Here is a 26645-nt window from a genome sequence, read left to right as displayed (position 1 = left end):
CACAAGAAGGGGAACAAACATGAAAGTGCATCTCACAGCAGGACTGACTGCGATCGCAGCCGTCTTTGCCGGTCCGGCGTTTGCCGCCGACGACATCACCACCTTGAGTGCGGCGGAAACGGCGAGCGCCATAGCCGGACAGACGCTGACAGCCAAGGATCTCGTCAACGCCCTCATCGCCAGAACCGGCGATGACCCGGGCAATGTCTACATAACGTTCGACAGCGAAGGCGCGCTTGCAGCCGCTGCTGCCGCCGATGAAAGCGTGAAGGCAGGTGAACCCCTCGGACCGCTGCACGGCGTGCCGATTGTCGTGAAGGACAACATTGCCTCCGCTGACCTGCCGACCACCGGTGGGACACCTGCCCTGAAAGGATGGGTCCCTGCAGAAGACGCGCCTGTCTTGAAGAAACTGCGCGATGCGGGTGCAATCCTGCTCGGCAAGACCAATCTTCATGAACTTGCTTTCGGCATCACCTCGAACAACGCCGCCTTCGGCGCGGTTGCCAACGCCTATGATCCGGACCGCTTTGCCGGCGGCTCGAGTGGCGGCACCGGCGCTGCGATCGGTGCCAGGCTGGCGCCCGCCGGCCTTGGAACCGACACGGGCGGCTCGGTGCGAATTCCTTCGGCACTCAACGGTGTTTCCGGTCTGCGCCCGACCACAGGCCGCTACCCGGCGGAAGGTATCGTGCCGATTTCCGCGACACGCGACACGCCCGGTCCGATTGCAAGAACGGTTTCCGACCTGGTCCTCCTCGATGCGGTGATCACGGGTAGCACTGCGACACTCGACCCTGCAGACCTCGGCACCGTCCGTCTGGGTGTTCCAGGCGTGCTGACGGACAACCTCTCACCGGAAACGGATCGTCTCTTCAAGGAAGCCCTGGACAAGCTGCAGGCCGCTGGCGTGACCCTTGTTCCCGTCGATATCAGTTCAGAGCTTGAACTTGCCGGAAAAGCCGGTTTCCCGATCGCCCTGTGGGAAGTGAAACGGGATCTTGCCGCCTTTCTGGAGACGCATGAAACCGGGCTCGGGCTGCAGGACATAGCCGATGAAGTCGCCAGCCCCGACGTCAAATTCGTCTTCGACAATCTGGTGCTGGGCAACCAGGCGATCCCGGATGCAGTTTACCGGGAGGCAATGGACGACATGCGGCCATTGATCCAGGCCGGATATGCTGAAGTCTTTGCAGCCAACAAGCTGGATGCGCTGGTTTTCCCGACAACCCCGCTGCCGGCACAGCCCATCACCGGATCCGACGAAACCGTGTCGCTGAACGGAGAAGACGTACCGACCTTCCCCACGTTCATCCGCAACACCGATCCGGGTTCCGTCGCCGGAATTCCGGGCCTGTCCTTGCCTGCGGGGCTGACATCGGACGGCCTGCCCGTCGGCCTGGAGCTTGATGGCCCCGCCTATTCCGACCGGCATCTGCTGTCGCTCGGCCTGGCTGTCGAAGCGGTTCTGCCGCACCTTCCGGCGCCAGTGTCAAACTAGGCAGAGGGCCTCCACAGAAGCAGGGTGTTTCCTGTCTGGACTTTATCGGAAGTCATGGCGCACACTCCCGCAAAACAGGAGTGTGCGCCATGAAAACAGTGTCCTTCACCCAGATGAAAGACGGCACCAAGGAAGACTACGATCTGCTGGCGGAAGCGGAGCGGCCCTATCACGCCCTGACACCGGAACGGATCCTGTCCGAGCTGAAGCGCCAGAACGAGGACACGCTGTCCGGCTACAAGATCACCCGCATGCAGCATGGCCTGCAGGCGGCCACAAGGGCGCGTCGGGAAGGGGCGGACATCGACTGGATCGTCGGCGCGCTTCTGCATGATATCGGCGACGGGCTGGCCCCGCAGAACCACGACCGATTCTCTGCCGAGGTCATCCGCCCCTTCGTGCGGGACGAGGTTGCCTGGGTCGTGGAACATCACGGCATCTTCCAGATGCTCTATTACGGCCGTCACTATGGCTGGGACGAAAACGCCCGCGACCAGTTCAAGGATCACATGCACTTCCAGGCCTGCGCCGACTTCTGCGAACGCTGGGACCAGTCCTCCTTCGATCCCGATTATGAAATGGACACGCTGGAAAGCTTTGAACCTCTGGTGCGCGAGGTTTTCTCACGAAAGGCCTACGACCCGGCCGTGCTGCAGGAAGGCGTTTCAAGGGGATTGCCGCCGCTGCAGTAAAAGACAAGCACGTGATCGACGCGGTAGCTTTTGTCTTTCAAAACACCGATCGACACTCCATCGCAAACAAGCCGTCTATTGCTCTCTCAACCTTTCAAGAGTTCGGGAGACTGCCCCCTGTTGCGACGAATGCCGCCGTTGCCGCGGATCGTAGCCGGACTTTTCCTCGTAAAATCAGTTAGATCGAGAAAGACATGCGTCAGAGAATTATTGTTTGCCCTTTGATCGAAAACCAAGGCGCGTACCTTCTGTGCAAGATGCCAAGCGACCGGGGTGTCTTTCCTGGACAATGGGCACTTTCGGGGGGCGGTCTGGAACAGGGTGAGCAGATGACAGAGGGACTGCTTCGAGAAATCTCGGAAGAACTGGGATCCGACCTGACGATTGAAGCCGTCCAACCCTGGACGTTTCGCGACGATGTCCGGACAAAGACCTACCCGGACGGCACCTCCGAGCAGATTTACATGATTTATCTCATATTTGACTGCAAGGCCGCGAACCGCAACGTTTCCATCAACGAAGAGTTCGAGGACTTCGCATGGGTTCTTCCCGAAGATCTCGGCAAATATGATCTCAACGAAGCCACAAGAATGACGCTAAAGGCAAAGGGCCTGCTGCCGTCCTGACAGGTGTCGAGGATCCCGAGATCTGTCCACCTTCTCCACCAGAGCAAGCGCACCCGCCAGGAATGCTCCGCTCAAATCCCGGCACGATAGGTTCCTTCTTCAACGACAGCCCTTTCAGGCCAACTTTGCGCCGCAAACAGCCGCCACAACTTCAAGTTATGCGAATTTGAAATTGAACCTGATGGGGAGGGGTGAACGTCATTAATGACCAGCGAAACAGTGAATTTTTACAACACCACTGCCAAGGAATATGTTGCCGACAAGGAGACGCCTAATCCCAGATTGCCTGCCTTCCTGGAGCGATGCAAAGCAAAGGGCAGAATTCTGGAACTGGGAACCGGAGGCGGAGTGGACGCCGAGGCCATACTCAAGTCCGGCTTCGTTCTGGATGCGACGGATGGCTCGTCCGAACTCGCTGCGATAGCTGCGCAACGGTTAGGCCAGCCGGTTCGGACCATGTTGTTTAACGAGCTTGATGCGGTTGAGGTTTATGACGGCGTCTATGCCTGCGCCGCACTGACACACGCTCCAAGAGCCGACCTCGGCGATGTGGTTGAGAGAATTCATCGGGCGCTACACGACAACGGGGTCGTTTGGGCCAGTTTCAAGGTTGGCACCAACGAAGGCACAGACGCGTTTGGTCGCTACTACAATCTTCTGCCTCAGGACGAACTGACTGCGATCTGGCGAGAAGCGGCAACCTGGCGCATCCTGGAAACAGAAACCTGGTTGGGAAGTGGCTATGACCGCAAACCAACCCAATGGGCCGCCATCACCGCGATCAAATAACGTCCGTTGAGGCAGGCTGTGCCTGCGGGCTTGCGCCCCGAGCTCCCCAAATCACGCAAGATCTGCTCAATCCCCCGTCACGCAGTTCGGATCGCCTTCCCTCCACATCCTGAGGACTTTGCAATCCTCTGGATGTGGACATCATTCGGGGTGCGGGATCTCCATGGTGCCGAGACCGGGTTTGAGGTTGGCCCCGGGACAGGGACCGATCAGTTCGGCTTGGTATCCGGAACCACTTCGGTTTCGATCGGGCCAACACCAGCGCCTTCTTCCGAAGCTTTCGGACCGAAGGGTACCCAGCGCTTGAAGAAGCTTCCGACAGAGCTGCCGCCAGACTGGTCCTGCGGGGCAAAGGCGGTCTCGACCGCTGAGCCCGGCCGCCGCTGTGCCGCCGGAGCCGCTTCTGCAGGAACTGCAGCCGTCGCCGTTTCGGCTGCGGGCTGTACGTCAGGCGCAGCCGTCTCGGCCGTGGCAACAGCCGGGTTGGTGTCGTCCTCACCACCGCCGAGCGCTTCGGCAAGCCGGTTGGAGCGCTCTTCCCAGCGCTTCTGGCGCTCGTCACGAGCATCGAAGCGGGCAGCAAGCTGCTGGTATTTCTCGTTGTCGCGGCGCTGCTTGGAGGCAACTGCCGTCGCGATGCTCGGGCTCACCTGATAGTCGGGGCATTTGGCGCTGGCCCGGAAGGGTACGCCTTCCACCAGCGTGGTGGCATCGAACACGTATTTCTTCTCGCAGACGGAAATTTGCGGCGGGGTCTGCGTGATCTCGAAATGGTCGTAGCCAGTCTTCAGCATTTTCCAGAATTCCATGTGCTCGCTGTCGCGGTGGCGAGCCATGTTTTCCGGCGTCATGCGGAAGGGCAGGGCCTGAACCTGGAAGGAGCGCTGACCACCCTTGAAGCTGTCGCGGGCAAGCGCGTAGATGTCCTGGACCTGCTCGTCCGTCATCGCGTAGCAGCCACGGGACGAACAGGCGCCATGCACCATCAGATGCGAGCCGGTGCGGCCGTGGGAGCGGTCATAGGAATTCGGGTAACCGAGGTTGAAAGCCAGGTGATAACTGGAATTCGGGTTCATCAAGGCAGGCGTGATCTCGTAGAAGCCTTCCGGGGCCTGACGGTCGCCTTCCTTGAACTTCGGGCCGAGCTTGCCGGACCATTTGCAGATCTCGAACTCGTCCAGAAGCTGGTATTTGCCCGTGCGGGTCTGTTTCCAGACTTCCAGAGCACTTTCTTCCTTGAAGATCCGGATCATGATAGGCGAGGTCGAGCTCATGTTGAGATCGTTCATCTTGCGCTTGATTGACGCGCTGACAGGCTGCTGCGCCTTGTTGGGGCCTGCAGTGAATTCGTCTGCCTGGCAAGCCGCCAGCACACCGGCAAGCATCAGCGCCGCACCAAGACGGGCTGCCTTGCGGCCACTCAGGCCGCTGTTGCCAAGAAGAAGGCCGGCTGGCGTGTTCATAAGGCGCCGAAAGACCATGATACTGTCCCAAACTAAGCGGAAACCGACAAAGGCGAACGAACTGCCTTGCCGCACTTCCTGCGTCCTCGCCCCCGCGCAAAGGCTAGGGAATGATGGTTGACGATAAGTTACTGAAACCGGATTGTGCCTGCGACCAAAATTATGGTGATAGGAACAAAAACTTGCCCAAGCGTCATCTTGCGCGTCCCAACTTCGCCTGAATGACGGCAAATTCTGGCCACAGGATGGCAAAAAGGCCGCTTTTACGGCGGCCTTGCATCGTTTTTTTCCGAAATACAGCAGTTTGGTGAACAGCGCGGTTACCAGCGTGGCGATATCGCCGAACCCGGCAACCGGAAGACACCAAGTCGAGCAGGAAGACCTAGCTCAGGGTTCTGCCGATAGCGATGAATTTTTCGCGCCGCTGCTTGCGTATTTCATCCGGCGACAGGCCTGCCAGCTCTTTCAGCGCAGATTCGATCGCCTTGCCCGCGTTGTCGATAACGATTTCGCGTGCACGGTGCGCACCGCCGACAGGCTCCTTGATGATGTCATCGATGACACCGAGCTGCTTGAGATCCTGTGCGGTGATCTTCAGTGCTGTCGCAGCGTCTTGCGCCTTGGCGCTGTCGCGCCACAGGATGGAGGCGGCGCCTTCCGGTGAAATCACCGAATAGATCGCGTGTTCCATCATGAGAACCTTGTTGGCGGTCGCGATCGCGATCGCGCCACCGGAGCCACCTTCGCCAATGACGACGGAAACGGACGGCGTTCCAAGGCCGAGGCCGACATCCGTCGAGCGGGCGATGGCTTCGGACTGGCCGCGCTCTTCAGCCCCGCGTCCAGGATAGGCGCCGGAGGTGTCGACGAAGGTGATCAACGGCAGGCCAAAACGTTCGGCCATTTCCATGACCCTGACCGCCTTGCGGTAACCTTCCGGACGGACCATGCCGAAGTTGTGCTTCAGACGCGTTTCGGTGTCGTGGCCTTTTTCCTGAGCCAGAACAGCCACCGACTGACCGCGAAAACGACCGATACCGGCGATCAGCGCTGCATCTTCGGCAAACTTCCTGTCACCGGCAAGCGGCGTGAAATCTTCGATCAGACCGGCGATATAGGCAACGGCATGCGGGCGATCGGGATGGCGGGCAACGAGCGTTTTCTGCCAGGGCGTCAGTTTGGCGTAGAGGTCCTGCAGCGTTTGCGAGGATTTCGTTTTCAGCCGGTCGATTTCACTGTCGACATTGACGGCTTCGCCATCTTCCCCGGCCAGAGCGCGCAGCTCCTGGATCTTGCCTTCAATGTCTGCAACGGGCTTTTCGAATTCCAAATAGCTGTGCATTTACTCGGTTACCTGAAACAAGCCGGCACCGCCTTACGTCCGGCGGCCGCTCCGGAAATTCTGTCACAAGATCGAAGGATTACCAGCCGAAAGAGACCAGCCACCCGAATGTCGATCATTTCAAAGACGTTCAAGCATCTTTGCCGCGTCTGAACAACGCAAGATGCTCCAGGCAACGCAAGCGTGCCTGAACGCATAGTTGGAGGGCTGTATCAAGAGACGCAAGAGGGCGCAAGTCTCGGTGTGCCGGCAAACAGGGATTGAAAGCCTCTCGCGCCTGGGAAACCCTTCCCGGATTTTTGCCGGAAAGGGCCGAAGAAGGGTCGGTGATCAGTCGACGGATGCCTGATCGCTTCCGGCACCGTCGATCTTGAGCTTGTCTGCTTCCACGATCAGGCGGCCGTTCTTGGTGTCTATGGAAATCCGGTAGGGGACGAGCACGTTGTCACGGCCCATCGGCGCAACCCACACTTCCATGTTGGCCTGAGCCATGTATTTGACCGAATCCTTGGACGGACGGTGCCCGGCGACAGGTACCCAGCGGGCCTTGCAAACAACGACCTGGCCGTCATAGCCGTGGCCCGAGACTTCCTTCGTGCCGGAATAGCTCAGCTTGATATCGAACCGTGTCCAGCCGTCGAACACCGGCAGACGACGCGAACAGGCCTTCGGCCCGAGACTGTCCTTGGCACGGCCCACCGGCATCAGGGCGGCGCTCAGCGGATCGATCGCATTGCGCGTATGCCGATCCGTCACCTTGATCCGCTCCGGATTGGGCTTGAACTGCGGCGCGACTTCCATTGAACGGATGGACCCGGAGCCCTGGCTCAGGTTGACGTAGAAATCGAGATTGGAGGCGTGCGACGCCATCCTGTATTTCGACGGCACGACGCGCGATCCGACCATCCAGCCGGATGCTTCCGCCCCACCCTTGCCGGTGGTGAACAGCGTGCCGATCCCTGCCGGCTCCAGGCTGACCTTGGCCGAATAGGCATTGCCCTGCATGACGAGCGACAGCGTTCCGCGCCCGACCTTGAAGCCGGCAATCGAAATATTGTAAAGGCCGCCGACGCTGTTTTTCTTGGCTTCCGCCGGTGTCGTCAGCAGCGCCGCAGCAAGCATTGGCAGGGCGACCAGCCGCCCGAGAGACATCAAACCAAACACTTCAAAACCTCCGGACTGCCGTCTGGCAGCGAATTGCGCCCCCGCGCCATGAGTGTTCCGCGACGGAAAGATACCATAAATCCCGCTCGATGAACGACCCCAATCATTCTAAATTATGGTAACTCACTGGTTAACAGCCGGGCGTCCTGCAAATAAAAGCAGTGAATCTCCGCAAAGCGGCGGAGATGTCTTGACGTTGGCCTTCACTCCCATTATAGCGGGGCAACTTTTTCCGAGAAATGCCGGAGACGATGTCGCCGGGCCTCAGGTCCGCGCCGGTTCCGGTTGGACTTGCTGGGTTCAAAGTAACGGCCCAGCCACGAAAACAAAAGGTGATATCATGGCACGCCGTTGCGAACTCTCCGGCAAAGATGTGATGACGGGCAACAACGTCTCCCACGCTAACAACAAGTCCCGCCGCCGGTTCCTGCCGAACCTGTGCAACGTGTCCCTCATCAGCGACACGCTCGGCGAAACCTTCAAGCTGAAGGTCTGCGCACACGCACTGCGCTCCGTCGAACACCGCGGTGGTCTGGACGCATACCTGATGAAGGCAAGTGACGCGGACCTGTCCGATGCTGCTCGCAAGATCAAGGTCGACATCAAGCGCAAGCAGGCTGAAGCCGCTGCCGCTTAAGGCCTGAAGCGCCTGCACGGCTCGTTCCGGCAGCAGGCAGCTCGCATACTTGCAAAGAACCTTTTCAGGACGCCCAATCGATATCGGTTGGGCGTCTGTCGTTATGAGGTGAACACATGACCGAAACCCGGACCTTCTCCGCGAGCCATCACGTAGTCGCCATTCTGGCGATGGCGGCCGTTGTCGTTGCATCCAACTTTCTGGTCCAGTTCCCGGTCGAGCATTTCATCGGCGGCGTCAATCTTGCCGATACGCTCACGTGGGGTGCGTTCACCTACCCCGTCGCCTTCCTGGTGACCGATCTCACCAACCGCCGCTTCGGCCCGACCGCCGCACGCAAGGTTGTGATTGCCGGCTTCCTGATTGCCGTGGTCCTGTCGATCTGGCTGGCGACGCCCCGCATTGCCATCGCCTCCGGCACGGCGTTCCTGGTCGCGCAATTGCTGGACGTGACGATATTCGACCGCATGCGAAAGCTGGCCTGGTGGAAAGCGCCGATCACCTCTTCCTTCATCGGCTCGGTAATCGACACGCTCCTGTTCTTCGGCATCGCCTTTTCCGCCAGCTTTGCCTTCATCGACGGCCTGTTCGGGATGGACGACAGCTCGCTCGCCTTCCCGGTGCCCTTCCTGGGCATCAGCGACGACACCCAGGCGCTGCTGTGGGTGTCCCTGGCCGTGGGAGACTTCCTGGTCAAGATGCTGGTTGCCGTCGCCCTGCTCGCCCCTTACCGCATCGTGCTCGGCCTGTTTCAGGCCATGCCGAAGGGAACTGCCGCCTAGGCACCAGGCGCGAAAAAGGCGGGGTTGGTCGTCCAGGGATCGACTTGCCGGGCAGAAGTGCTCCCGCGCCTCAATCTTCCAGTCGAAACCTCAGGAACAAGGTCCTTTGCAGGATCGAACGGTTGTTGTCGGAGACAAGCGTCAGGATTGTTTCACCGCTTTCATTGGTGTGAATACCCAGAGCTTCCATGTTGTCGATCTGGGAGTTGAAGTCGGCCTCCAGCAGCAACTCGCCTTCCAGAACGGCTCCGGCAGCAATGTCGGCTCCTTTGAACCGCCGCAGCCGCAGGCCGATCAGATCACGCAGGCTGAAGCGGCGCTCCACCAGAACCATGTCGCCACCGGGCAGAAACGCCGCATCCGTCGCATCGAAGCGCTCGTACCGGCGGATGGTGAAGCGTTCCGTGCCGTCCGGACCGATGATGAAGCCAGACAGATCATGCAGGTCGCTTGGCGCTGATTCCGCGACAGCCACGAGCTTGCCGGCCAACGGGCCGTCCTCCGGCCCGGCCGCCAGAGCTTCCAGTCCGGTGTTGCGCGGCAGATCACGAATATCCTGCGGCAACGCGACTTCACCGATCATCCTTTCCTTGCCGGTCGAAATCGGCCACGGATACCGGTAGATTGCGTTGCGGGTTTCAGCAGTGACATAAAGACCGGAGCCCGACAGCGTCAGTGCCTCGGTATCATGACCCCAGCGTGCATCGAGCGTTTTGCCATCGGCACCCAATAGCGGCGCGAAACGCAGGTCTTCGATCTCCGTCGGCTTGCCATCCGCTGTCTGCACGATTCGGCCGCTAACCCAATGTCCGTTGTCGGTGACCGCCAGAAATTCGCTTCCCCCGTCCAGACTGATCAGACCGGAAAGCCCGCCGACCTTGCGGTCCGCGGCTATCAGCTCCAGACCGCCAAGAAAAGTCAGCTTGCCGAAGGTCGTATCGGCAAGCCCTATGCGGAATGTGTCGATGGATCGGGTACGGGCCTTGACCGGCTGTCCGCCCGAAAGCAGCTCCGGCGCCCCGGCGGCTGCGGGCGCAGCAAACCAGAAAGTGGAGAGAAAGACGGCAGCCAGCGCGAAGCTGCCTGCCGAAAGACGCCTTTCTGCTCCCATGTTTTCCAGATCCTGCCGACTAACGATGACCCGCGCGGCGACGGCGGCCACGCGTGTTGAAGGAGGTGTCCACCTCGTCGTCGAAAAGGTTGGCAAGCTGGTCGGTCATGGCACCCGCCAGTTCTTCGGCATCGACAATGGTGACCGCCCGTCGGTAGTAGCGCGTGACGTCATGTCCGATACCAATGGCGATCAACTCGACCGGTGACCGGGTCTCGATTTCCTCGATGACGTAGCGCAGGTGTCGCTCCAGATAGTTGCCCGGGTTGACCGAAAGCGTGGTGTCGTCCACCGGCGCGCCGTCGGAAATCATCATCAGGATGCGACGTTGTTCGGGCCGCGCCATCAGCCGGTCATGAGCCCACAGCAGGGCTTCGCCGTCGATGTTTTCCTTCAAAAGGCCCTCGCGCATCATCAGGCCGAGATTGCGCCTGGCCCGGCGCCAGGGCGCATCCGCGGACTTGTAGATGATGTGGCGCAGGTCGTTGAGCCGGCCAGGTGTCGGCGGCTTGCCCGCACCGATCCAGCTCTCCCGCGACTGGCCGCCTTTCCAGGCCTTGGTGGTGAAGCCGAGGATCTCGACCTTCACGCCGCAGCGCTCCAGCGTGCGCGCCAGAATGTCGGCACAAGTGGCGGCAACGGTGATCGGACGCCCGCGCATGGATCCCGAGTTGTCCAGAAGCAGCGTCACGACCGTGTCGCGGAAATTGGTGTCCCGCTCCTGCTTGAACGCAAGCGGGGCCATCGGATCGGTTACGGCACGGGTCAGTCTGGCGGTGTCCAGAAGCCCTTCTTCAAGGTCGAAGTCCCAGGCCCGGTTCTGCTGCGCCATCAGCTTGCGCTGCAACCGGTTGGCAAGGCGCGCCACGGCCCCTTGCAGGTGGGTCAACTGCTTGTCCAGGAACCCGCGCAGACGATCGAGCTCCGCCATGTCGCAAAGTTCTTCAGCGGTAATCGTCTCGTCAAACTGGGTGGTGAACACGCGGTAGTCGGATTCCGGCCGGTTGGAAAACGGCGTATCGGGTCGGTCGCTTTCGCCTGGTTCCTCGGTATCCTCAGACATGTCCTGATCGGCGAAGTCTTCCATATCGGCTTCGGCAGCTTCCGTATCGCCGCTTTCCTGCTCTTCGCCGGAAAGTTCCATCTCCTGCGGAGAGGCTTCCTGTTCGCCGGAATCTTCTTCGCTGTCGTCGCCCGATTCAGCTTCGTCGTTGTTGCCCTGGTCCTCGTTTTCTTCCGGGTCCATGTCCTGGTCGTGATCGCCAAGCTCATCGCCCATGTCGAGCGATTTCAGGACGTCCCGCAGACGGGCCGCGAAAGAATTCTGGTCCTCGACTTCGGCTTCCAGCCTGTCAAGGTCGGCACCGGCCTTGTCCTCGATCCAGCCACGCCACATGTCGACGAGCTTGGTCGCGCTTTCCGGCGGCTTCGCACCGGTCAGGCGTTCACGCACCAGCAGGGACAGGGCATCCTGCAGCGGCGCTTCTTCCCGGCTGGAGATATCCGGCGCACCGGATTTGCGGAACCGGTCGTCAAGCATCACCGACAGGTTATCGGCAACCCCTTGCATCCGGCGTGCGCCAACGGCTTCGCAGCGGGCCTGTTCGACCGCTTCGAAGATCGCCCGCGCGTCCGGGCCCTGCGGCATGTTCTTGGAATGAACAGCCTTGTCGTGGCAGGCAATTCGCAGGGCGATGCTGTCCGACAGGCCACGGGTGATCGCGATCTCGCGCGCGTTGATCTTGCGCGAAGGCTCGGGCAAGCGCGCGGACATGCCGCTGAGACCGGGCCGGTCACCGGAAAAGATGACTTCCAGTTCCGGTTCTCCGGAAATCGCCCGCATGGTACCGGACACCGATTGCTTGAATGGCTCGGTGCTCGGTGCGGGCTTATTGCCCGGAAGGGAATTGTGACCCGGCCGCGGTGCCATCGGGACCTCAGCTCATGACTACGTTGACGGAGGATTCCGGCAGATCTTCACCGAAGCAGCGCTGATAGAACTCTGCCACCAGGGACTGTTCCATGTCGTCGCACTTGTTGAGGAAGGTCAGGCGGAAGGAAAAGCCGACATCGCCGAAAATCTGGGCGTTTTCCGCCCAGGTAATGACCGTACGCGGGCTCATGACCGTGGACAGGTCGCCGTTGATGAAGGCGTTCCGGGTCATGTCCGCCAGGCGCACCATCTTGGAAACGGTGTTGCGGCCTTCGTCCGACTGGAAGTGCTTGGCCTTCGACAGAACGATATCCACCTCATTGTCATGCGGCAGGTAGTTCAGCGTGGTGACGATCGACCAACGGTCCATCTGCGCCTGGTTGATCTGCTGCGTGCCGTGATAAAGACCGGAGGTATCGCCGAGACCGACCGTGTTGGCAGTGGCGAACAGCCGGAAGGCGGCATGCGGACGGATGACCCGGCTCTGGTCGAGCAGCGTCAGGCGGCCCGAAGATTCCAGGATACGCTGGATCACGAACATCACGTCCGGACGGCCGGCGTCGTATTCGTCGAAGACCAGCGCGACATTGTGCTGATAGGCCCAGGGCAGGATCCCGTCGCGAAACTCGGTAACCTGTTTGCCGTCCTTGATCACGATCGCGTCCTTGCCGACCAGATCGATACGGGAAATATGGCTGTCCAGGTTGACGCGGATACACGGCCAGTTGAGACGCGACGCCACCTGCTCGATGTGGGTCGATTTACCGGTACCGTGATACCCGGTCACCATCACGCGCCGGTTATGAGCAAAACCCGCCAGGATCGCCAACGTGGTCGCGCGGTCGAACAGGTAGTCTTCGTCACGCTCGGGCACATGTTCTGACGGCGCGGAAAATGCAGGTACCTTGAGGTCGGACTTGAAACCGAAAACCTCTTCTACGGAAATTTCAGTGTCCGGCATGGCCATGGCCGCAGTCGTCGTCTCAGTCATCAGTCCTCCGCAGTCCCGGAAGTTCGGGAAGGGTCGTTTGGGAAAAGCCGGCAGGACCCTGCAGGCTCTAAAGGAAACCGGCTTTTTTCAGAACGTTATACGCCTGAATGATTTCCCGCAGGCGGTCTTCGGAAGACCTGTCACCGCCATTGGCATCCGGATGGTTCAATTTAACAAGCTCCTTATAGCGCGCTTTGATTTCGGCGCCACGGGCTGTGTAAGGCAGATTGAGCACATCCAGGGAACGTTTTTCAAGCGTTAGTAGCTTTCTTTCGCGCGGGCGCCGAACTTGCTCGGTGCGCCGCTGCGCATTGGAGCGCATGCTGGAGCGGGCGTCGAACCCGTCCGGCCCCTCGGCTGCCTGCCGGTTTACGCCCATTTTCCAGGTCGGCCGGTGCCCCGTCAGACTGTCCTTCTGATAGGTGCGCACGTCGTCGTCGCCCATACCTGTAAAATAGTTGTAGGACTTGTTGTATTCGCGCACATGGTCGACGCAGAAATTGAAATACTGCCCCTCCCGGTCACGCCCTTTCGGCGCCCGGTGCGTACCTGGCCGCTTGCAACCCGGATGGTCGCACGAAGGATGGCGGTCCTGTTCCACCCGTTCCTTGTCCGGTTTCACACGGATGCTGTCGAAGAGTTTTGAGTCCAGTTTCATGCGCCGAAATATTGAAGTGTGAGGGCCGACGGGCAAGCCGCAGGCCGTTGCATTGTCCCGGTATCCAAAGTTAATTTCCCCGCACCGGAATTCGAAAGTCGAAGAGCCCGGCACTGTATCAGGCAGGGCCGGACCACGAAAGACTTGAACTTCGAAAACAGCTACGCCAAGTGAGACACATGAGCACAAAGCAGACGATCACCGACAAACTCTCCGCAGCCTTCTCACCGTCTTTTCTGAACGTCATCGACGAGTCGGAAAAGCACAGGGGCCACGGTGGCTGGCGCGAGGGCGGCGAAACCCACTTCCGGGTACAGATCGCCGCAGCCGCTTTCGAAGGCATGAACCGGGTTGCACAACATCGAGCGATCAACGAGACGCTCTCCCATGAACTGGCGACCACCGTGCACGCTTTAGCGATCGAAGTTCAACGCCCAGAATGAGATTCGCTTAATTTTCCCGATGGATGAACTAAGACAAACAGCAAATTACATAAGCTGCCTCACGGTAGTTATATGTTTATTTTTAGTATATTCGGCATCAATGCTGATCTACGATCTACCGTTTTCATTTAACGAAATACTTTTACACTACGGATGCTTATCACTCGCCGCAACTTTCAGCCTGTTTCTGATTTTCGGAAACGTGAAAAGATATTTCATTGTCAAAACAACCCTTAGCGCGATTTCAATGAAATATCTCTTGCGCTGCTGCGTGTTGTTTCTATCTACCCTGATCGTATTGGCAGCAATAACAGAGCTTCTTACTCTTTTCGAGGTCACCAATATCGCTCTAGCCAGCATATTTTTTTCTTCAATTCTAATTGTATACGCCGTACTTAGCAGAGCAATCCTGAAATTTGTTTTCTTACGCACCCTATAAGTCAACAGGTGCAAGCATCCACAAGCACAGCTGAAGACAACACGCGCCCCTTATTTCGCTCAACGATCAAGCGCCTTGCTCAGGTTCCTGCTTTCGCAGCCGCGCCCGCAACGGCCTGGGCAGCTCCGGCCGGCATCTTGACGCCGGGAATCTGGCCAAGCGGCATGATGCGCAGCCGCGTGATGCGGTTCTTCTCCCGCCGCAGCACCGTGAAGCGGAAACCGTGGAAGGTGAAGATCTGGCGTTCGTCCGGGATCATCCGCGCTTCGTGAATGACCAGACCGGCAATCGTGGTCGCCTCGTCGTCCGGCAGGCTCCAGTCGGCAGCGCGGTTGAGGTCGCGAATCGGCACCGAGCCGTCGACAATCACCGAGCCATCGGCTTGCGGCCGCAAGCCTTCCAGCTCCACGTCGTGCTCATCGGCGATCTCGCCGACGATTTCTTCCAGAATGTCTTCCAGCGTGACCAGGCCCATCACCTCGCCATACTCGTCAACCACGAGCGCGAAATGGGACTTGTGCCGCAGGAATGCATTGAGCTGATCCTGAAGCGAGGTCGTGTCGGGAACGAACCAGGCCGGGGCAGCGATATCCAGAACGTTGATCTTCGCAGCATCGCCACCGGCAGCCTGCAACGCACGCAGCAGATCCTTGGCATGCAGCACGCCGACGAAATTGTCGCTCTCCCCGCGCCAGAGCGGCAGGCGGGTATAGGGCGATGCCAGGGCCGCGTTCACCAGCTTGTCCGGCGCATCGTCCGCATTCAGCGCCACCATGTTGGTGCGGTGGACCATCACGTCCGAGACTTCCAGTTCCGCCAGGTCGAGCAAACCGCCGAGGCGGTCGCGCTCACCCTTTTCCAGGCCACCTTCGATATGCTGCAGATCGACGGCGCCGCGCAGTTCCTCATGCGGCGACAGGATCGAGGTGTCGTCGCCGATATTGACGCCAACCAGCTTCAGGATGTTGCGGACAATCCACTCCACCCCGACCACGATCGGGCCGAACACGGCCACCACGAACCGCACGATCGGCGCCACCGCCAGCGCAAACCGCTCCGGGTTCGAAATGGCCCAGGTCTTGGGCAGCACTTCGGCAAAAACCAGAACGAGGGCGGTCATCACCAGGGTGGCAAGCGCAACGCCAGCGTCGCCGAACAGGGACAGGAACACACTGGTTGCCAGCGCAGACGCCAGAATGTTGACCAGGTTGTTCCCCAGGAGCAGCGCGCCGATCAGACGTTCCCGGTTGGCGATCAGCAGGCTGACCACCCGGGCGCGCCAGTCGCCGGTTTTTTCCATCTGGTGCATGCGCGCGCGCGATGCGGCGGTGAGCGCCGTTTCCGAACCGGAAAAGAAGCCGGACAGGAACAGGAGAACGAAGATGGCGACAATCGCCAGCCAGAGAGCCGTTTCCGTCATGCCTCGAGTTTCTCCTTCAGGAAGTCAGAGACCAGTGCGGGATCGACGCCTTTTTCGACAAAGGCTTCGCCGATACCGCGCGTCAGAATGAAGGTCAGCGCCCCCCGGCTGACCTTCTTGTCCTGCGCGATGATATCCATGAGCGTTTCAGCCGGCGGCAGCTGACCAGGGATGTCCTGCACCCGCACTGGCAGGCCGACATCGCTCAGATGCTTGTGGACACGTTCGACGGTGTCCTCGCCGATCAGGCCGAGGCGCTGAGAGAATTCATGTGCCAGCATCATGCCGATGGAAACGCCTTCGCCATGGACCAGGCGCTCGGTCTCGTAGGCGACAGCCGATTCAAGCGCGTGGCCGAACGTGTGACCCAGATTGAGGAGCGCCCTGCGGCCGGATTCCAGCTCGTCGGCAGCAACCACATCCGCCTTTGCCTGACAGGACCTTGCGACGGCCTCGTCCCGCTCCGCGCCACCTGCAAAGACCGCCTGCCAGTTGGTCTCCAGCCAGGCGAAGAAATCCGCATCACCCAGGAGCCCGTATTTGGCGACTTCCGCATAACCGGCGCGGAAGTCGCGCAGCGGCAGCGTATCCAGAATGGCGGTATCGGCCAGCACCAGGGCGGGCTGGTGGAAAGCGCCGATCAGGTTCTTGCCATGACGTGAATTGATGCCGGTCTTGCCGCCGACGGAACTGTCGACCTGGGCAAGAAGCGTGGTCGGCACCTGGATGAAGGCCATGCCACGACGCACGGCCGAGGCGACAAAGCCCGTCAGGTCACCGACGACACCACCACCAAGGGCGACGACCGCGTCGCCGCGCTCCAGCCGGGCGGCGAGAACCTCGTCGCACAGGCGCTCGAATTCACGGAAGCATTTGGTGCTTTCGCCTGCCGGCACCGTGATGGCGGTGTGCTCCAGACCGGCTGCCTTGAGGCTCTGAGAAAAAGCCTTCAGATGAAGGCCCGCAACGGTTTCATCGGCAACGACCGCAAGACGCGCGCCGGGCATAACGGCCGCGATTTCCGCTCCCGCTCCTTCAAGCAGCCCCCGACCGATCTTGATGTCGTAACTGCGCGCGCCAAGATCGACCCGGACGATCTTCTCGTCCCGGCCCAACAATGCTTTTGCCACTACCGTGTCTACCATGCCGTCACGCTTTTAAATTCAGGTCATTGATGTTTGCGCGGCGCTGGTGGCCTCGCGTTCGAACAGGTGATCCGCCAGGGTGGCGACGATCTGATCGACCACCGCCTCATGCGGAACGTCCTTGGAGGTGACCGTCAGGGCCGCCTTAGCATAGACGGGCTCGCGGTCAGCCATCAGCTTGCGCATCGTTCCCTCGGGATCGGGGTTCTGCAGCAGTGGACGCGTGGACCTGCGCCGGACCCGTGCCATCACCGTGTCGAAATCGACTTTCAGCCAGATGGACAGTCCAAGCTCGGCGATTTCTGCCCGAGTTGCCTCGCTCATGAAAGCGCCGCCACCCGTTGCCAGCACCTGCGGTCCTTCACGCAGAAGACGGGCGATCACCCGTTCTTCACCGCTGCGAAAATAAGGCTCGCCGTGTTCGGCGAAAATTTCCGCCACGCTCATGTTGGCCGCGCGCTCGATCTCGGTATCGGCGTCGACAAATTCAAGGCCCAGCCGGTGCGCCAGCCGCTTGCCGACGGTCGACTTGCCACAGCCCATGATTCCCACCAGAACGATGGACCGATGCCCCAGGGCAGCTACCAGGCGGGCCAGATCAACGGGTTTTACGTCTGTCTCCGCGGATCCTCCTTCGGAAGACCGCGCCTTGTCGTGTTCTGTCATGGCGGCGTTTTAGCATATTCGTCAAAAAAGACACGGGGGAACTCCGCCTGCCGGACTGCTGCTTTGCCTTGCATGCGCCCCCGCCTTGTTGAAACAATCGCCTATCCGATTCGCTTGCCCGTGAGCGGACCGACGCCCTGACCTGGAGACAGCCGACGTGCCGACCCTGACCCGCCTGTTGCTCGTGCTGCTGCTGCTCGGCGCGCTCGGTTATGGCGCGATCTACTCCCTGGCCAACCTTGTCGATCCGCGTGAACGGGAAATCGAGGTTAGGGTGAGGAAAGACGGCTTCGGCCGCTAGCACACGCTTTCAAATGGCGGGTTATCAACGGGACAAGTTTCAGGTCCTTTGCGAAGGCATACGCAATGGCAACCGGTTTCGATCTTGAAAACTTCCTCGAAATGCTGGCCGCCGAACGCGGCGCGGCAGAAAACACGCTGGCCGGATACCGCCGCGACCTGGAGGATTTTTCAGGCTTCCTCGGCCGAAAGATGCTTGCATCAGCGCAATCCGAAGACATTTCGGCTTACCTGGGCGATCTCAACCGGCGCGGATTTGCCGAGACCTCGCAGGCAAGACGCCTGTCCGCGCTGAAGCAGTTCTACAAGTTCCTTTACGCGGAAGGCTCCCGGGAAGACGACCCGACCCGCACACTGTCCGCCCCGAAAAAGCGCGCGAGCCTGCCCAAGGTGTTGTCGATGGAAGACGTCGACAGGTTGATCGAAACCGCCAGGGCGGAAACCGAAAAGCCTCAGAAAAGCGCGGCGGCGCGCTTGCGTACGCAGCGTATGTACACACTTATCGAAGTGCTTTATGCAACCGGCCTGCGCGTTTCGGAACTGGTTGCCCTGCCAGTTACCGCTGCGCTCCGGGACGCCCGCCTGATCGAAATCAGGGGCAAGGGCGGCAAGGAGCGGCTTGTGCCGCTGTCCCGCGCTGCCCAGGCTGCCATGAAGGACTACGTCGGTCTGCGTGCTGCCGAAGGGGCATACGAAAAAAGCCCATGGCTGTTTCCCTCCCATGGCGACAGCGGACACCTGACGCGCCAGCATTTTGCACGAGACCTGAAGGAGCTTGCCGTCGCCGCCGGTCTCGATGCCGGCAAGATTTCCCCGCACGTGCTGCGCCACGCATTCGCTTCCCACCTGTTGCAGAACGGTGCCGACCTCAGAGTGGTGCAGCAGTTGCTGGGCCATGCCGACATTTCCACGACGCAGATCTACACCCACGTCCTGGACGAGCGCCTGCGCGAACTGGTGGAAAGTGCACATCCCCTTGCGAAGAAGTAATTCTTTCCGCAGCCACAACCTTGCGAAAGACAAAAAACCAGCCTTCCTGAGGGAAGGCTGGCCTTGTTCGTCGTGTTATCGCGCGGTCAGGCCGCGCGAACACCGGAAAGGAAGTTGGAGATCTCGCTGCGGATAAGGGCTGCCTGTTCGGACAGCGACGTTGCCAGCTGCTCGACCTCGCCGCCGGTTGCTCGGGCGTGTTCAGTGGCGGAACCGACCGCGGTCATGCATTCGGCCCCTTCATGCGAGCGGGTCGAGGCATCGACCACGTTCTTGGCGATGGACTGAACCGCCGCATCCTGCTGAATGACGGCCGATGCCACGGCCGAGGCCAGGCCTTCCATTTCGGAGATGATACCGGTCACCTCATCGATCGCTTCAAGCGCATGGCTGGACGACATCTGGATTGCTTCCACCTGGCTGGCGATATCTTCCGTCGCACGCGAGGTCTGGTCCGCAAGCTGCTTCACTTCGGCGGCCACGACCGCAAAACCCTTGCCGGCCTCGCCTGCCCGGGCAGCCTCGATGGTAGCGTTGAGCGCCAGGAGGTTGGTCTGATTGGCGATATCGCGGATCAGCCCCATGACTTCGCCGATCCGGTCGGCCGCGCGGGACAGTTGCCCCATGGTCTGGGACGTGCCTTCCGCGCTGGCAACCGCCTTCTTGGCCACCGTCGTGGAGTTTGACGCCTGGTTGGAGATCTCGTTGATAGACGCTGCCAGTTCCTCGCTGGCAGATGCGGCCGAGTTGACGTTTTCAGCCGCCACGCGCACGGCGTTGCCGGCCCGGTCCGCCTGCTGGGCAACATCGTCCGCCGCGGCTTCAACCGCGGCAGAGGTCTGCGTCAGGTCAGAGGTAGACCGGTCGAGACTTTCGAGAGCCTGCCCGACCGTTGCCTCGAAATTGGCGATCAGTGATTCAAGACGAGCCACACGGGCGTCGCGCTGCGCGTTTTCTTCTTCCGATGCGGCCGCGAGGCGCTGCCGTTCGACAGCGTTATCCTGGAAAACGGAAACGGTGCGCGCCATGGCGGCGATTTCGACACTGCCTTTGGCGGCAGGCAGATTGACGTCTACATGCCCGGACGCCAGTTCTTCCATGGCGTTCTGGAGACGCGAAAGCGGGTTGGCGATCGACCGGCCGATGAGCATTCCGGCCAGGACGCCGGATACCAGGAAAGCGGCAATCACGCTGACGACGGCGAGGGTCGAGTAGGCCCGGACGGTTTCAAGATCCTGCTCGGCTGCCAGTTCGGCGTCGCGCGCGGCGTTGTTGAGCGCTTCCAAGCGTGGCGGCACCAGATCGAACAGCGTTTCCAGAAGTTCGATCGACTTGTCCTTTTGGGCGACAGCCGCCGTGTAGGCGTCGAACGCTTCCCGGTAGATCGCCATCTTGGTGCCGACGTCTTCCTTGATCTCGTTCGGCAGATAAGCCTTCTTCAACAGGCGCTCATACCGACCGAATGCCACCTCGAAGTTGCCGAGGGCAACGTCGTTGCGGTCGAGAATGAATTTCTTTTCCGACAACTGAACATCGAGCATGGTGGTAACCATCTTCTCGAAGTCCGGACCGCCACCGAAGCGCATTTCCTTCTTCAGGCGCTTCAGCACCTCGTCGGCGTTTTCGCTGAGAGTTGCTCGAAGGCCTGTTTCGGAATTGAAGCCGATTTCCCGCTGAACGGTATTGAGCGACGAAAAAGCACCCGACGCCCCGTCAAGCGTGTCACGAACGTCTGCGATCTCCGCATTGAAGGCTGCGGCAACAGGCTTGGCGGAGATGTCATCCAGAACCCCATGCGCCTCACTGAGCTTGGCCTCGAAAAGCTCGTGATCCTTTTCCTCCGGCCGCGCCAGGTAGCCCTTGCCGATGTTGCGCATGCCGTTCGCAATATCTGAAAGATCGGCGACGCTGCGCGCCAGTCCCGCGCTTTGATCAAGCTTGTTGAAGGCTCCGGCCACCTCGTTCTGGCTCCACCAGAACACCCCGCCGATCGACAACATGCCGATTGCGGTCAGAAGGCTCAGAGAAAGGATTTTCAGTTTCACGGAAAGCGCGCCGACACGAGCGAGCGCGGACTGCCCAAACATCTTCATGGATCTACAGGTCCCCAGCCGGACTATTTTTTATCCTGGCGGGATTTTGATCCTCATAAGTTAAGGAAATCTCGCATTTATTAGTGAATACGTTGCTACCGGATGCTGATTTTCTCACCACAAAATCGCAGTCAAAGGCCAACCGGAATGGTGGCGTTATGCCCCTGTTTCACGCAGGCAGGCGTTAACGATTTCAGGACCATCGCCCATGGCTGACCCACTCGGACAACCGATAATTTATAACGAATAATGACAGTATAAAATTTTATTCCAGCCACACTTGCCGGCGTGTTTCAGAATTCCGGTTAAGGATTTCATCGCTGCTTTCAAAGGATGGATTTCGGCTCTATTGCGCTGCAGCAATGACCGCCCTACACTCCGCTGCTCAAAATTGAAGCACCGGACGCTCTGAAATGCTGCAGCCTACTGGCAACTACGACGCGCTGAGAGAGACATTCCGCTGGCCTCGGCCCGCAAGCTACAACATGGCCGCAGCCGTCAGCGATGAATGGGCTGCAAGAGACCCGGAGCGCCTCGCGATCCGTCAGGTTCTCGAGAACGGTTCCTGCCGGGACTGGAGCCATCTTGCGCTGAACCGGGCGGCCAATCGCCTTGCCAACGCCCTTGAAGGCCTCGGGCTAAATCGCGGCGACCGGGTTGCCCTGCTTCTGCCGCAGATCCCACAAACCGCCATAGCACATCTGGCAGCCTACAAGACCGGCGCAATTGCGGTGCCTCTGGCAGCCCTGTTCGGGCTGGAGGCGCTGCGCTACCGGCTCTCAGATTCCGGCGCCCGCGTTCTGGTGACTGACACGGCCGGCCTGGCAAAGCTTGCGGAGATCCGGTCCGACCTGCCCGGCCTCGATCTGGTGATCTCGGTCGACGGACCGGAAACCGGCGTGTTCGGGTTTGAAGATCTGCTGGACAAGGCGTCCGACACCTACCGGACCCTTGCGACCACACCCGACGATCCGGCTTTGATGATCTACACATCCGGCACCACGGGGCAGCCCAAGGGCGTATTGCATGGCCACCGGGTGCTGCTCGGCCATATGCCCGGCATCGAGCTTTCGCAGAATTTCCTCGGCTGTGAAGGCGACTTGCTCTGGACGCCCGCAGACTGGGCCTGGGCAGGCGGCTTGCTGAATGCGCTGTTTCCGGCTCTGTCTCTCGGCGTGCCGGTGGTCTGCCACGCGTCTCGCAAGTTCGACCCGGAATTCGCCTTCCATCTGCTTGAAAGACAGAAGATCCGCAATGCCTTCATTCCACCGACGGCTTTGAAGATGCTGCGCGCTGTGGAGCGTCCGGCCGAGCGCTTCGACCTCACCTGGCGCAGCGTCGGCTCTGCCGGAGAATCCCTCGGCAGGGAAACCTATGACTGGTTCGCTGCGGAATTCGGCTTCAACGTCAATGAATTCTATGGCCAGACGGAATGTAACGCGGTGCTCGGTTCTGCGGCCGCACTTGGCGTCAGCCGCTCTGGCGCCATCGGCAAGGCAACGCCTGGCCATCAGGTTGCGATCGTCGATGATGAAGGCAATGAGCTGCCGGCTGAAACCCTCGGCCAGATCGCCATCCGCCGGCCGGACCCGGTAATGTTCCTGGAATACTGGAACAAGCCGGAGGCGACGCAGGAGAAGTTCATCGGAGACTGGATGATCACCGGCGACCAGGGCCTGATGGACGAGGACGGCTATGTCCATTTCGTTGGCCGCGACGACGACATCATCACCTCGGCAAGCTACCGGATCGGCCCCGGCGAGATCGAGGATTGCCTGCTGAAGCATCCGTCGATCGCGCTTGCCGCGGCTGTCGGCAAACCGGATCCGCTGCGCACGGAAATCGTCAAGGCCTTCATCGTCCTGAAGCCGGGCACGGAAAAAAGCGCGGCTCTGGAAAACGATATCCGCACTTTCGTCCGCGAACGTCTTTCGGCGCATGAATATCCGCGGGAAATCGAATTCGTCACCTCGTTGCCCATGACCACCACCGGCAAGATCATTCGCAGGAAATTGCGGGACCTGGAGAGCGTTGAAGGCTAGGATCGCCCGTTTCAGGCGCGCAGGCGCTTTCTCAGCGTCCGTGCGGCTCGGCGCAGGGCTTGTTCAAGCTTCAGGTCCGTCTTGCACAACGACCGCTTCAGGCCATCGGCAAAAAGCATCGTGCCGGTTTCCAGCCGGCCTCGCCACAAGGGCTCGATCATCGAATGCCCGGGAATGGCCAGGGAATCCGCCCCCCTGAAGCCAGGAATGGCGAGATTGATCTTCAAGGCCTGCAGCGCGATCTGGGCTCCGGGAGAATAGCGGGCAAACTCCTCGTCAAAGGCGATCTTCCAGGAATACACCTTGCCGGACTGCTGAAACAGCACCAGGGCGGCAACCAGTGTCTGTCCCGACCAGAGCTGGTCGATCCGGACCCCGTTGCGACTTGCCAGATTGGCGACGGCCGTGCGGGCAAAGTCCGCCGTCCCGGACTGACTGCCCAGCGCGGTTCCGGACCGGCCCTTCCAGCCGGAGGCCTCGAGCTCCAGAAAGGCTTCGAACCCGGCAATGGCATCAGATCCGGACAGACTGCGGAAGGTGGTCTTGCCGTGGTCACCCAGCCGGCGCATCAGCCGGCGCATTTCCTTGCGCCTCTTGCCGCTGTCAGCCTCGGCAAGTTGTGACTTGCCTGTGGCTCCTGCGCCGTGGCTCGCCCGGAAGGACTTCGCCAGAACCGACTTCTTTCCCGCGCCCACCGCCCTCAAGCGCGTTGCCGACTGGGAATGAAGCGGCAGATAGGGGATGGCGAGCACATTCCCGGGCTCTCTGGCGGCATTGATGAAAGCGGCGATTGCCTCGGCACTTGCGTCCGGGTGGATCAGCGGTGTTCCGAGCGGCGCGTATTCGCTTGCCCAGGTGGTGTTGACCGCAACGACCAATCCAAAACGACGTCGGCCGACGGGGGCCGCCACCAGCCAGCGGCCACCCGGCCGCTCCCGGACCACGACAAGTCGTACCGCCTGTTTGCTCATCTTTTCCAGAAACGGACGAAGGAAATCCGGACCAAAGAAAGGGTTCGGACTGAGGGCAGCCGCACAAAGCGTCTGCCAGTCCTCAAGCGGTATGGCGGCGCTCAACGGATCGAGGGACAAGACCTCGAGCTGCACGGAAGAGAGCGTATCATTGGTCAACCGGACGGTTCCTGGCGAAAAGCAAGGGCAAAACGAACGTCGTGATATTGAGCTTCCGTTTTGCCACAACCGCAAGGGCAGTGGCCTCAAAAAGGATCGCAAGACTTGTGGCAATGGCCGCTCCGGCAAGGCCGAGCAGCGGGATCAGAACAAGATTGAGGACGACATTGAGAACAAACGTCCCGGCATAAATGCCGGCGCAGGTGTTCTGGTGCCCCGTCATCGTCAGGAGCGCGTCGGCCGGACCGACGGATGCGCGTGCAAGCACGCCGATCATCAGGAGGGCGATCAGCTCGTAGCCGCTTTCAAAATCGCTGCCGAAAAGAGCAAGCAGAAGCGGCGCGATCAGAAGCAACCCAACGCCCGCGGCCACAGACGGCCAGAAGGTCCAGAGAGTTGCCTGCCGCATGTAACCAGCAAGCCCTGAAAGATCCTGATTGTGAGTGTAGCTGGAGAAGCGATGCGCCGAGGCGGCCCTTACGGCGAAATAGACAAAATGCACCAGCGCCAGGGTTCTGGATGCAGCGAAATAGACTGCAACTTCGTCCGGATCCTGAAAGAAACTCACCATGATCACGTCAGCACTGGTGATCAGCTGCAGGAAACCGTCGACCATCAGCATCGGCATGGACACCGCCAGCCAGGATCTGAACTCGACCTTGTATGGCCCCTTCGGAACGCGTGGGCCCAGCCGCCTGCGAAGATGCACAAACTGGTAAAGCGCGACCAGCGCCGTTGCCACCACGGCCACGACGGCAGCTGTCAGTGCATCGGGCCGAAACCCGGCCAGAACGGCACCGACCAGCAGGAACAGGATCGCCAGCGGCCGCCAGATATAGGTTGGCAGCATTGCCAGCGACGACCAGTCGTAGCTGCGAGCGATACCGTCCTGCACCAATCCGAAGGCAAAGAAGGGCAGCGCCAGCAGGACGACCGACAAGGGCTGGAAATAGGACGTATCAATAAGCGGGCGAAACAGGGCGAGACAGCCGATGCCTATGACCGCCGCAGCACCCCCGAGAAAAAACGCCATTTGCCGGCTTGTGCGCAAGAACCCGCGCAGGCGCGCCATATCCCGGTTCTGCAGATACTGCGGGATGAACCTGCTGGCAGAGGTGGAAAAGCCGCCGCAGGCCATGACACCCAGAACGATCACGAAAGTCCAGGCAACCGAATAGAGGCCATAGTCATGCGCCCCCAACAGGCGCGCGAGCACGATTTGCGACAGATAGGCGAGCGCTGCACCGGCGATCCGTACCGCAAAGGTCGATACCGCCATCCGGCCCGCCGCGTGCCGTTCGCTTCCACTTCCCTTCAGGAACTCCAGGATCTGATCAGCACCTTTCCCCAATCCCAGAGGCGAGGCGATGCCTTGCAAACGCTTGGTCCAGGAGTTGGCGGAAAAACGCACGTAGGGGTCCCTTATGAGTACTCTTCCGTATTTGTGACATGAGTGACTTAATATTCTATGGCGATCAGTCAAACGCAGCCAGCAACGTTTCACAGATGTGTGAGGACGATGGAAAGTTGGTCAAGACGTTGATTTTACCTTCTATCCTGCCAATTCCGTTCTCAGCGTTCGGACATCCATGAAGACAGCTTCCCTGCTTGACACCGGCACCGGGAATCATGCTAATGAGAACAAATAGAGAACGAGATTCGATTCGACCCTGTCGACCACCCCCGGCTGACCCTGCCGCGGGCTTTCCCGATCTCCTTATTGCGGATGTTGAGGGCTGCCTCCCCTTCTATCTGCAAATTGGTCCGGTCCCTGCTCCCGCCGCCAATCGCAGGGACCGGACGATTTTTTTCAAAGTCAAGAATGAAGACAGCCAGCCGACCTATTCCGGCACGGCTTCCACGTAATACCAGCGACCGCTTTTCTTGCGAAAACGGCTCAGTTCGCGGTGCACGTGAAGCTTGCCGGCGGACAGGTATTTTGCCTCGAAAAGAACGGTGCCGTCCCTGTCGGCAGGCCCGCCCTTGTCGGTGGCCAACACACTGAGGCCCGTCCAGTGGCTTTCCGCTGCCCAGCGCGCCGTGCCTTGCGCATCGAAACTCGGCTGATACTTCGGCCAGAGCGTTTCCTTCAGATACGGAATGAGTTGCCGGACGTAAGCGCTGTAACGCGAGCGCATCAAGGCCTCTGCGGTTTCGGGCAGGGCCTTTCCGGCAAGATAAGGTTCACAGCACAGATCGAATCCCTTGCCGCTGCCACAGGGGCATCCCTCTCCGCTCATTTGCCTCTCCCCGTCTTTGGTCGGCTTATTCCTGCATCTGCGCTCTCT

Annotated in this window: 24 protein-coding genes; 10 read left to right on the top strand and 14 right to left on the bottom strand. The window is 60.2% G+C overall.

Features of this window, described 5'->3' with window-relative positions:
• The first annotated feature begins 19 nt into the window (after positions 1–19).
• The 4 genes from iaaH to Q666_RS40820 all read left to right on the top strand — a co-directional run bounded on the left by iaaH (position 20) and on the right by Q666_RS40820 (position 3608).
• Positions 20–1501, top strand: coding sequence for an indoleacetamide hydrolase (gene iaaH / locus Q666_RS40835; RefSeq protein WP_023002816.1), 1482 nt, complete (start codon positions 20–22; stop codon positions 1499–1501).
• An 89-nt stretch (positions 1502–1590) separates the two neighbouring features.
• Entirely contained in the window at positions 1591–2193 is a 603-nt protein-coding gene (locus Q666_RS40830; protein WP_023002815.1) for an HD domain-containing protein, read from the top strand.
• A gap of 194 nt (positions 2194–2387) precedes the next feature.
• A complete protein-coding gene (gene nudI / locus Q666_RS40825; protein ID WP_031270156.1) occupies positions 2388–2819 on the top strand; it encodes a nucleoside triphosphatase NudI in 432 nt (143 codons plus the stop codon).
• A 204-nt stretch (positions 2820–3023) separates the two neighbouring features.
• A complete protein-coding gene (locus Q666_RS40820) occupies positions 3024–3608 on the top strand; it encodes a class I SAM-dependent methyltransferase (RefSeq protein WP_023002813.1) in 585 nt (194 codons plus the stop codon).
• A 209-nt stretch (positions 3609–3817) separates the two neighbouring features.
• Here Q666_RS40820 and Q666_RS64725 read toward each other — a convergent pair whose 3' ends face one another.
• The 3 genes from Q666_RS64725 to Q666_RS40805 all read right to left on the bottom strand — a co-directional run bounded on the left by Q666_RS64725 (position 3818) and on the right by Q666_RS40805 (position 7577).
• Positions 3818–5089 (bottom strand): murein L,D-transpeptidase family protein, encoded by a 1272-nt coding sequence (locus Q666_RS64725; RefSeq protein ID WP_023014473.1) that lies wholly within the window; start codon positions 5087–5089, stop codon positions 3818–3820.
• Between the two features lie 364 nt (positions 5090–5453).
• Positions 5454–6413: an acetyl-CoA carboxylase carboxyltransferase subunit alpha gene (locus Q666_RS40810; protein ID WP_023002811.1), complete on the bottom strand. Its 960-nt coding sequence runs from the start codon at positions 6411–6413 to the stop codon at positions 5454–5456.
• A gap of 330 nt (positions 6414–6743) precedes the next feature.
• On the bottom strand, positions 6744–7577 hold the full coding sequence (locus Q666_RS40805; RefSeq protein ID WP_208984624.1) for a DUF3108 domain-containing protein: 834 nt from the start codon (positions 7575–7577) through the stop codon (positions 6744–6746).
• 340 nt (positions 7578–7917) lie between these two features.
• On the opposite strand from Q666_RS40805, the gene rpmB reads away from it, so the two are divergent.
• Positions 7918–8214, top strand: a complete 297-nt coding sequence (gene rpmB / locus Q666_RS40800) for a 50S ribosomal protein L28 (RefSeq protein ID WP_023002809.1) — start codon at positions 7918–7920, stop codon at positions 8212–8214.
• Between the two features lie 116 nt (positions 8215–8330).
• On the top strand, positions 8331–8996 hold the full coding sequence (locus Q666_RS40795) for a VUT family protein (protein ID WP_023002808.1): 666 nt from the start codon (positions 8331–8333) through the stop codon (positions 8994–8996).
• A 70-nt stretch (positions 8997–9066) separates the two neighbouring features.
• Here Q666_RS40795 and Q666_RS40790 read toward each other — a convergent pair whose 3' ends face one another.
• The 4 genes from Q666_RS40790 to Q666_RS40775 form a co-directional block, all read right to left on the bottom strand.
• Positions 9067–10107: an esterase-like activity of phytase family protein gene (locus Q666_RS40790; protein WP_031270153.1), complete on the bottom strand. Its 1041-nt coding sequence runs from the start codon at positions 10105–10107 to the stop codon at positions 9067–9069.
• Positions 10108–10126: 19 nt separating this feature from the next.
• Positions 10127–12037: a cobaltochelatase subunit CobT gene (gene cobT, locus Q666_RS40785; RefSeq protein WP_023002806.1), complete on the bottom strand. Its 1911-nt coding sequence runs from the start codon at positions 12035–12037 to the stop codon at positions 10127–10129.
• Between the two features lie 7 nt (positions 12038–12044).
• A complete protein-coding gene (cobS, locus tag Q666_RS40780) occupies positions 12045–13031 on the bottom strand; it encodes a cobaltochelatase subunit CobS (protein ID WP_023002805.1) in 987 nt (328 codons plus the stop codon).
• A 67-nt stretch (positions 13032–13098) separates the two neighbouring features.
• The gene (locus Q666_RS40775; protein ID WP_023002804.1) at positions 13099–13689 is read right to left on the bottom strand and encodes a DnaJ domain-containing protein; all 591 of its coding nucleotides are present in this window, start codon (positions 13687–13689) and stop codon (positions 13099–13101) included.
• A gap of 179 nt (positions 13690–13868) precedes the next feature.
• Here Q666_RS40775 and Q666_RS40770 point away from each other — a divergent pair, with 179 nt between their 5' ends.
• The gene (locus Q666_RS40770; protein WP_023002803.1) at positions 13869–14132 is read left to right on the top strand and encodes a BolA family protein; all 264 of its coding nucleotides are present in this window, start codon (positions 13869–13871) and stop codon (positions 14130–14132) included.
• A 518-nt stretch (positions 14133–14650) separates the two neighbouring features.
• Here Q666_RS40770 and Q666_RS40760 read toward each other — a convergent pair.
• The 3 genes from Q666_RS40760 to Q666_RS40750 are packed head-to-tail and all read right to left on the bottom strand — an operon-like array spanning position 14651 to position 17802.
• On the bottom strand, positions 14651–15991 hold the full coding sequence (locus Q666_RS40760; RefSeq protein WP_023002801.1) for an HlyC/CorC family transporter: 1341 nt from the start codon (positions 15989–15991) through the stop codon (positions 14651–14653).
• On the bottom strand, positions 15988–17121 hold the full coding sequence (aroB, locus tag Q666_RS40755) for a 3-dehydroquinate synthase (protein WP_286133933.1): 1134 nt from the start codon (positions 17119–17121) through the stop codon (positions 15988–15990). Before aroB ends, Q666_RS40760 begins: the two co-directional genes overlap by 4 nt.
• A 33-nt stretch (positions 17122–17154) precedes the next feature.
• A complete protein-coding gene (locus tag Q666_RS40750) occupies positions 17155–17802 on the bottom strand; it encodes a shikimate kinase (RefSeq protein WP_023002799.1) in 648 nt (215 codons plus the stop codon).
• A 157-nt stretch (positions 17803–17959) separates the two neighbouring features.
• On the opposite strand from Q666_RS40750, the gene Q666_RS66355 reads away from it, so the two are divergent.
• On the top strand, positions 17960–18103 hold the full coding sequence (locus Q666_RS66355; protein ID WP_023002798.1) for a hypothetical protein: 144 nt from the start codon (positions 17960–17962) through the stop codon (positions 18101–18103).
• Positions 18104–18168: 65 nt separating this feature from the next.
• Positions 18169–19092 carry a site-specific tyrosine recombinase XerD gene (xerD, locus tag Q666_RS40745; RefSeq protein ID WP_023002797.1) on the top strand — a complete coding sequence of 308 codons (924 nt, stop codon included), beginning with the start codon at positions 18169–18171 and terminating at the stop codon, positions 19090–19092.
• 86 nt (positions 19093–19178) lie between these two features.
• Here xerD and Q666_RS40740 read toward each other — a convergent pair whose 3' ends face one another.
• Positions 19179–21185, bottom strand: coding sequence for a methyl-accepting chemotaxis protein (locus Q666_RS40740; protein WP_023002796.1), 2007 nt, complete (start codon positions 21183–21185; stop codon positions 19179–19181).
• A 413-nt stretch (positions 21186–21598) separates the two neighbouring features.
• On the opposite strand from Q666_RS40740, the gene Q666_RS40735 reads away from it, so the two are divergent.
• The gene (locus Q666_RS40735) at positions 21599–23227 is read left to right on the top strand and encodes an AMP-binding protein (protein ID WP_031270149.1); all 1629 of its coding nucleotides are present in this window, start codon (positions 21599–21601) and stop codon (positions 23225–23227) included.
• Between the two features lie 11 nt (positions 23228–23238).
• Here the strand turns inward: Q666_RS40735 and Q666_RS40730 are convergent, their stop codons facing one another.
• The 3 genes from Q666_RS40730 to Q666_RS40720 all read right to left on the bottom strand — a co-directional run bounded on the left by Q666_RS40730 (position 23239) and on the right by Q666_RS40720 (position 26597).
• Positions 23239–24357, bottom strand: coding sequence for a GNAT family N-acetyltransferase (locus Q666_RS40730; protein ID WP_023002794.1), 1119 nt, complete (start codon positions 24355–24357; stop codon positions 23239–23241).
• The gene (locus Q666_RS40725; RefSeq protein ID WP_208993984.1) at positions 24347–25768 is read right to left on the bottom strand and encodes a lipopolysaccharide biosynthesis protein; all 1422 of its coding nucleotides are present in this window, start codon (positions 25766–25768) and stop codon (positions 24347–24349) included. Before Q666_RS40725 ends, Q666_RS40730 begins: the two co-directional genes overlap by 11 nt.
• 430 nt (positions 25769–26198) lie before the next feature.
• A complete protein-coding gene (locus Q666_RS40720) occupies positions 26199–26597 on the bottom strand; it encodes a YchJ family metal-binding protein (protein WP_023002792.1) in 399 nt (132 codons plus the stop codon).
• Positions 26598–26645: the final 48 nt, after the last annotated feature.

Origin of the sequence: Labrenzia sp. C1B70 (assembly GCF_000475395.1) — a bacterium.
Taxonomy (GTDB): Bacteria; Pseudomonadota; Alphaproteobacteria; order Rhizobiales; family Stappiaceae; genus Roseibium; species Roseibium algicola.
The sequence above is the reverse complement of the archived record's forward strand: the minus strand, read 5'-3'. Positions and strand labels throughout refer to the sequence as shown.

Excerpts from the sequence above, each read along its gene's own strand:
- Q666_RS40795 (WP_023002808.1), top strand. The coding sequence starts at position 8,331 with ATGACCGAAACCCGGACCTTCTCCGCGAGCCATCACGTAGTCGCCATT.
- nudI (WP_031270156.1), top strand. The coding sequence starts at position 2,388 with ATGCGTCAGAGAATTATTGTTTGCCCTTTGATCGAAAACCAAGGCGCG.
- cobT (WP_023002806.1), bottom strand. The coding sequence starts at position 12,037 with ATGGCACCGCGGCCGGGTCACAATTCCCTTCCGGGCAATAAGCCCGCA.
- Q666_RS40740 (WP_023002796.1), bottom strand. The coding sequence starts at position 21,185 with ATGAAGATGTTTGGGCAGTCCGCGCTCGCTCGTGTCGGCGCGCTTTCC.
- cobS (WP_023002805.1), bottom strand. The coding sequence starts at position 13,031 with ATGACTGAGACGACGACTGCGGCCATGGCCATGCCGGACACTGAAATT.
- Q666_RS40770 (WP_023002803.1), top strand. The coding sequence starts at position 13,869 with ATGAGCACAAAGCAGACGATCACCGACAAACTCTCCGCAGCCTTCTCA.
- xerD (WP_023002797.1), top strand. The coding sequence starts at position 18,169 with ATGGCAACCGGTTTCGATCTTGAAAACTTCCTCGAAATGCTGGCCGCC.
- Q666_RS40720 (WP_023002792.1), bottom strand. The coding sequence starts at position 26,597 with ATGAGCGGAGAGGGATGCCCCTGTGGCAGCGGCAAGGGATTCGATCTG.
- rpmB (WP_023002809.1), top strand. The coding sequence starts at position 7,918 with ATGGCACGCCGTTGCGAACTCTCCGGCAAAGATGTGATGACGGGCAAC.
- Q666_RS64725 (WP_023014473.1), bottom strand. The coding sequence starts at position 5,089 with ATGGTCTTTCGGCGCCTTATGAACACGCCAGCCGGCCTTCTTCTTGGC.
- Q666_RS40810 (WP_023002811.1), bottom strand. The coding sequence starts at position 6,413 with ATGCACAGCTATTTGGAATTCGAAAAGCCCGTTGCAGACATTGAAGGC.
- Q666_RS40790 (WP_031270153.1), bottom strand. The coding sequence starts at position 10,107 with ATGGGAGCAGAAAGGCGTCTTTCGGCAGGCAGCTTCGCGCTGGCTGCC.
- Q666_RS40775 (WP_023002804.1), bottom strand. The coding sequence starts at position 13,689 with ATGAAACTGGACTCAAAACTCTTCGACAGCATCCGTGTGAAACCGGAC.
- Q666_RS40760 (WP_023002801.1), bottom strand. The coding sequence starts at position 15,991 with ATGACGGAAACGGCTCTCTGGCTGGCGATTGTCGCCATCTTCGTTCTC.
- Q666_RS40735 (WP_031270149.1), top strand. The coding sequence starts at position 21,599 with ATGCTGCAGCCTACTGGCAACTACGACGCGCTGAGAGAGACATTCCGC.
- Q666_RS40820 (WP_023002813.1), top strand. The coding sequence starts at position 3,024 with ATGACCAGCGAAACAGTGAATTTTTACAACACCACTGCCAAGGAATAT.
- Q666_RS40750 (WP_023002799.1), bottom strand. The coding sequence starts at position 17,802 with ATGACAGAACACGACAAGGCGCGGTCTTCCGAAGGAGGATCCGCGGAG.
- iaaH (WP_023002816.1), top strand. The coding sequence starts at position 20 with ATGAAAGTGCATCTCACAGCAGGACTGACTGCGATCGCAGCCGTCTTT.
- Q666_RS40830 (WP_023002815.1), top strand. The coding sequence starts at position 1,591 with ATGAAAACAGTGTCCTTCACCCAGATGAAAGACGGCACCAAGGAAGAC.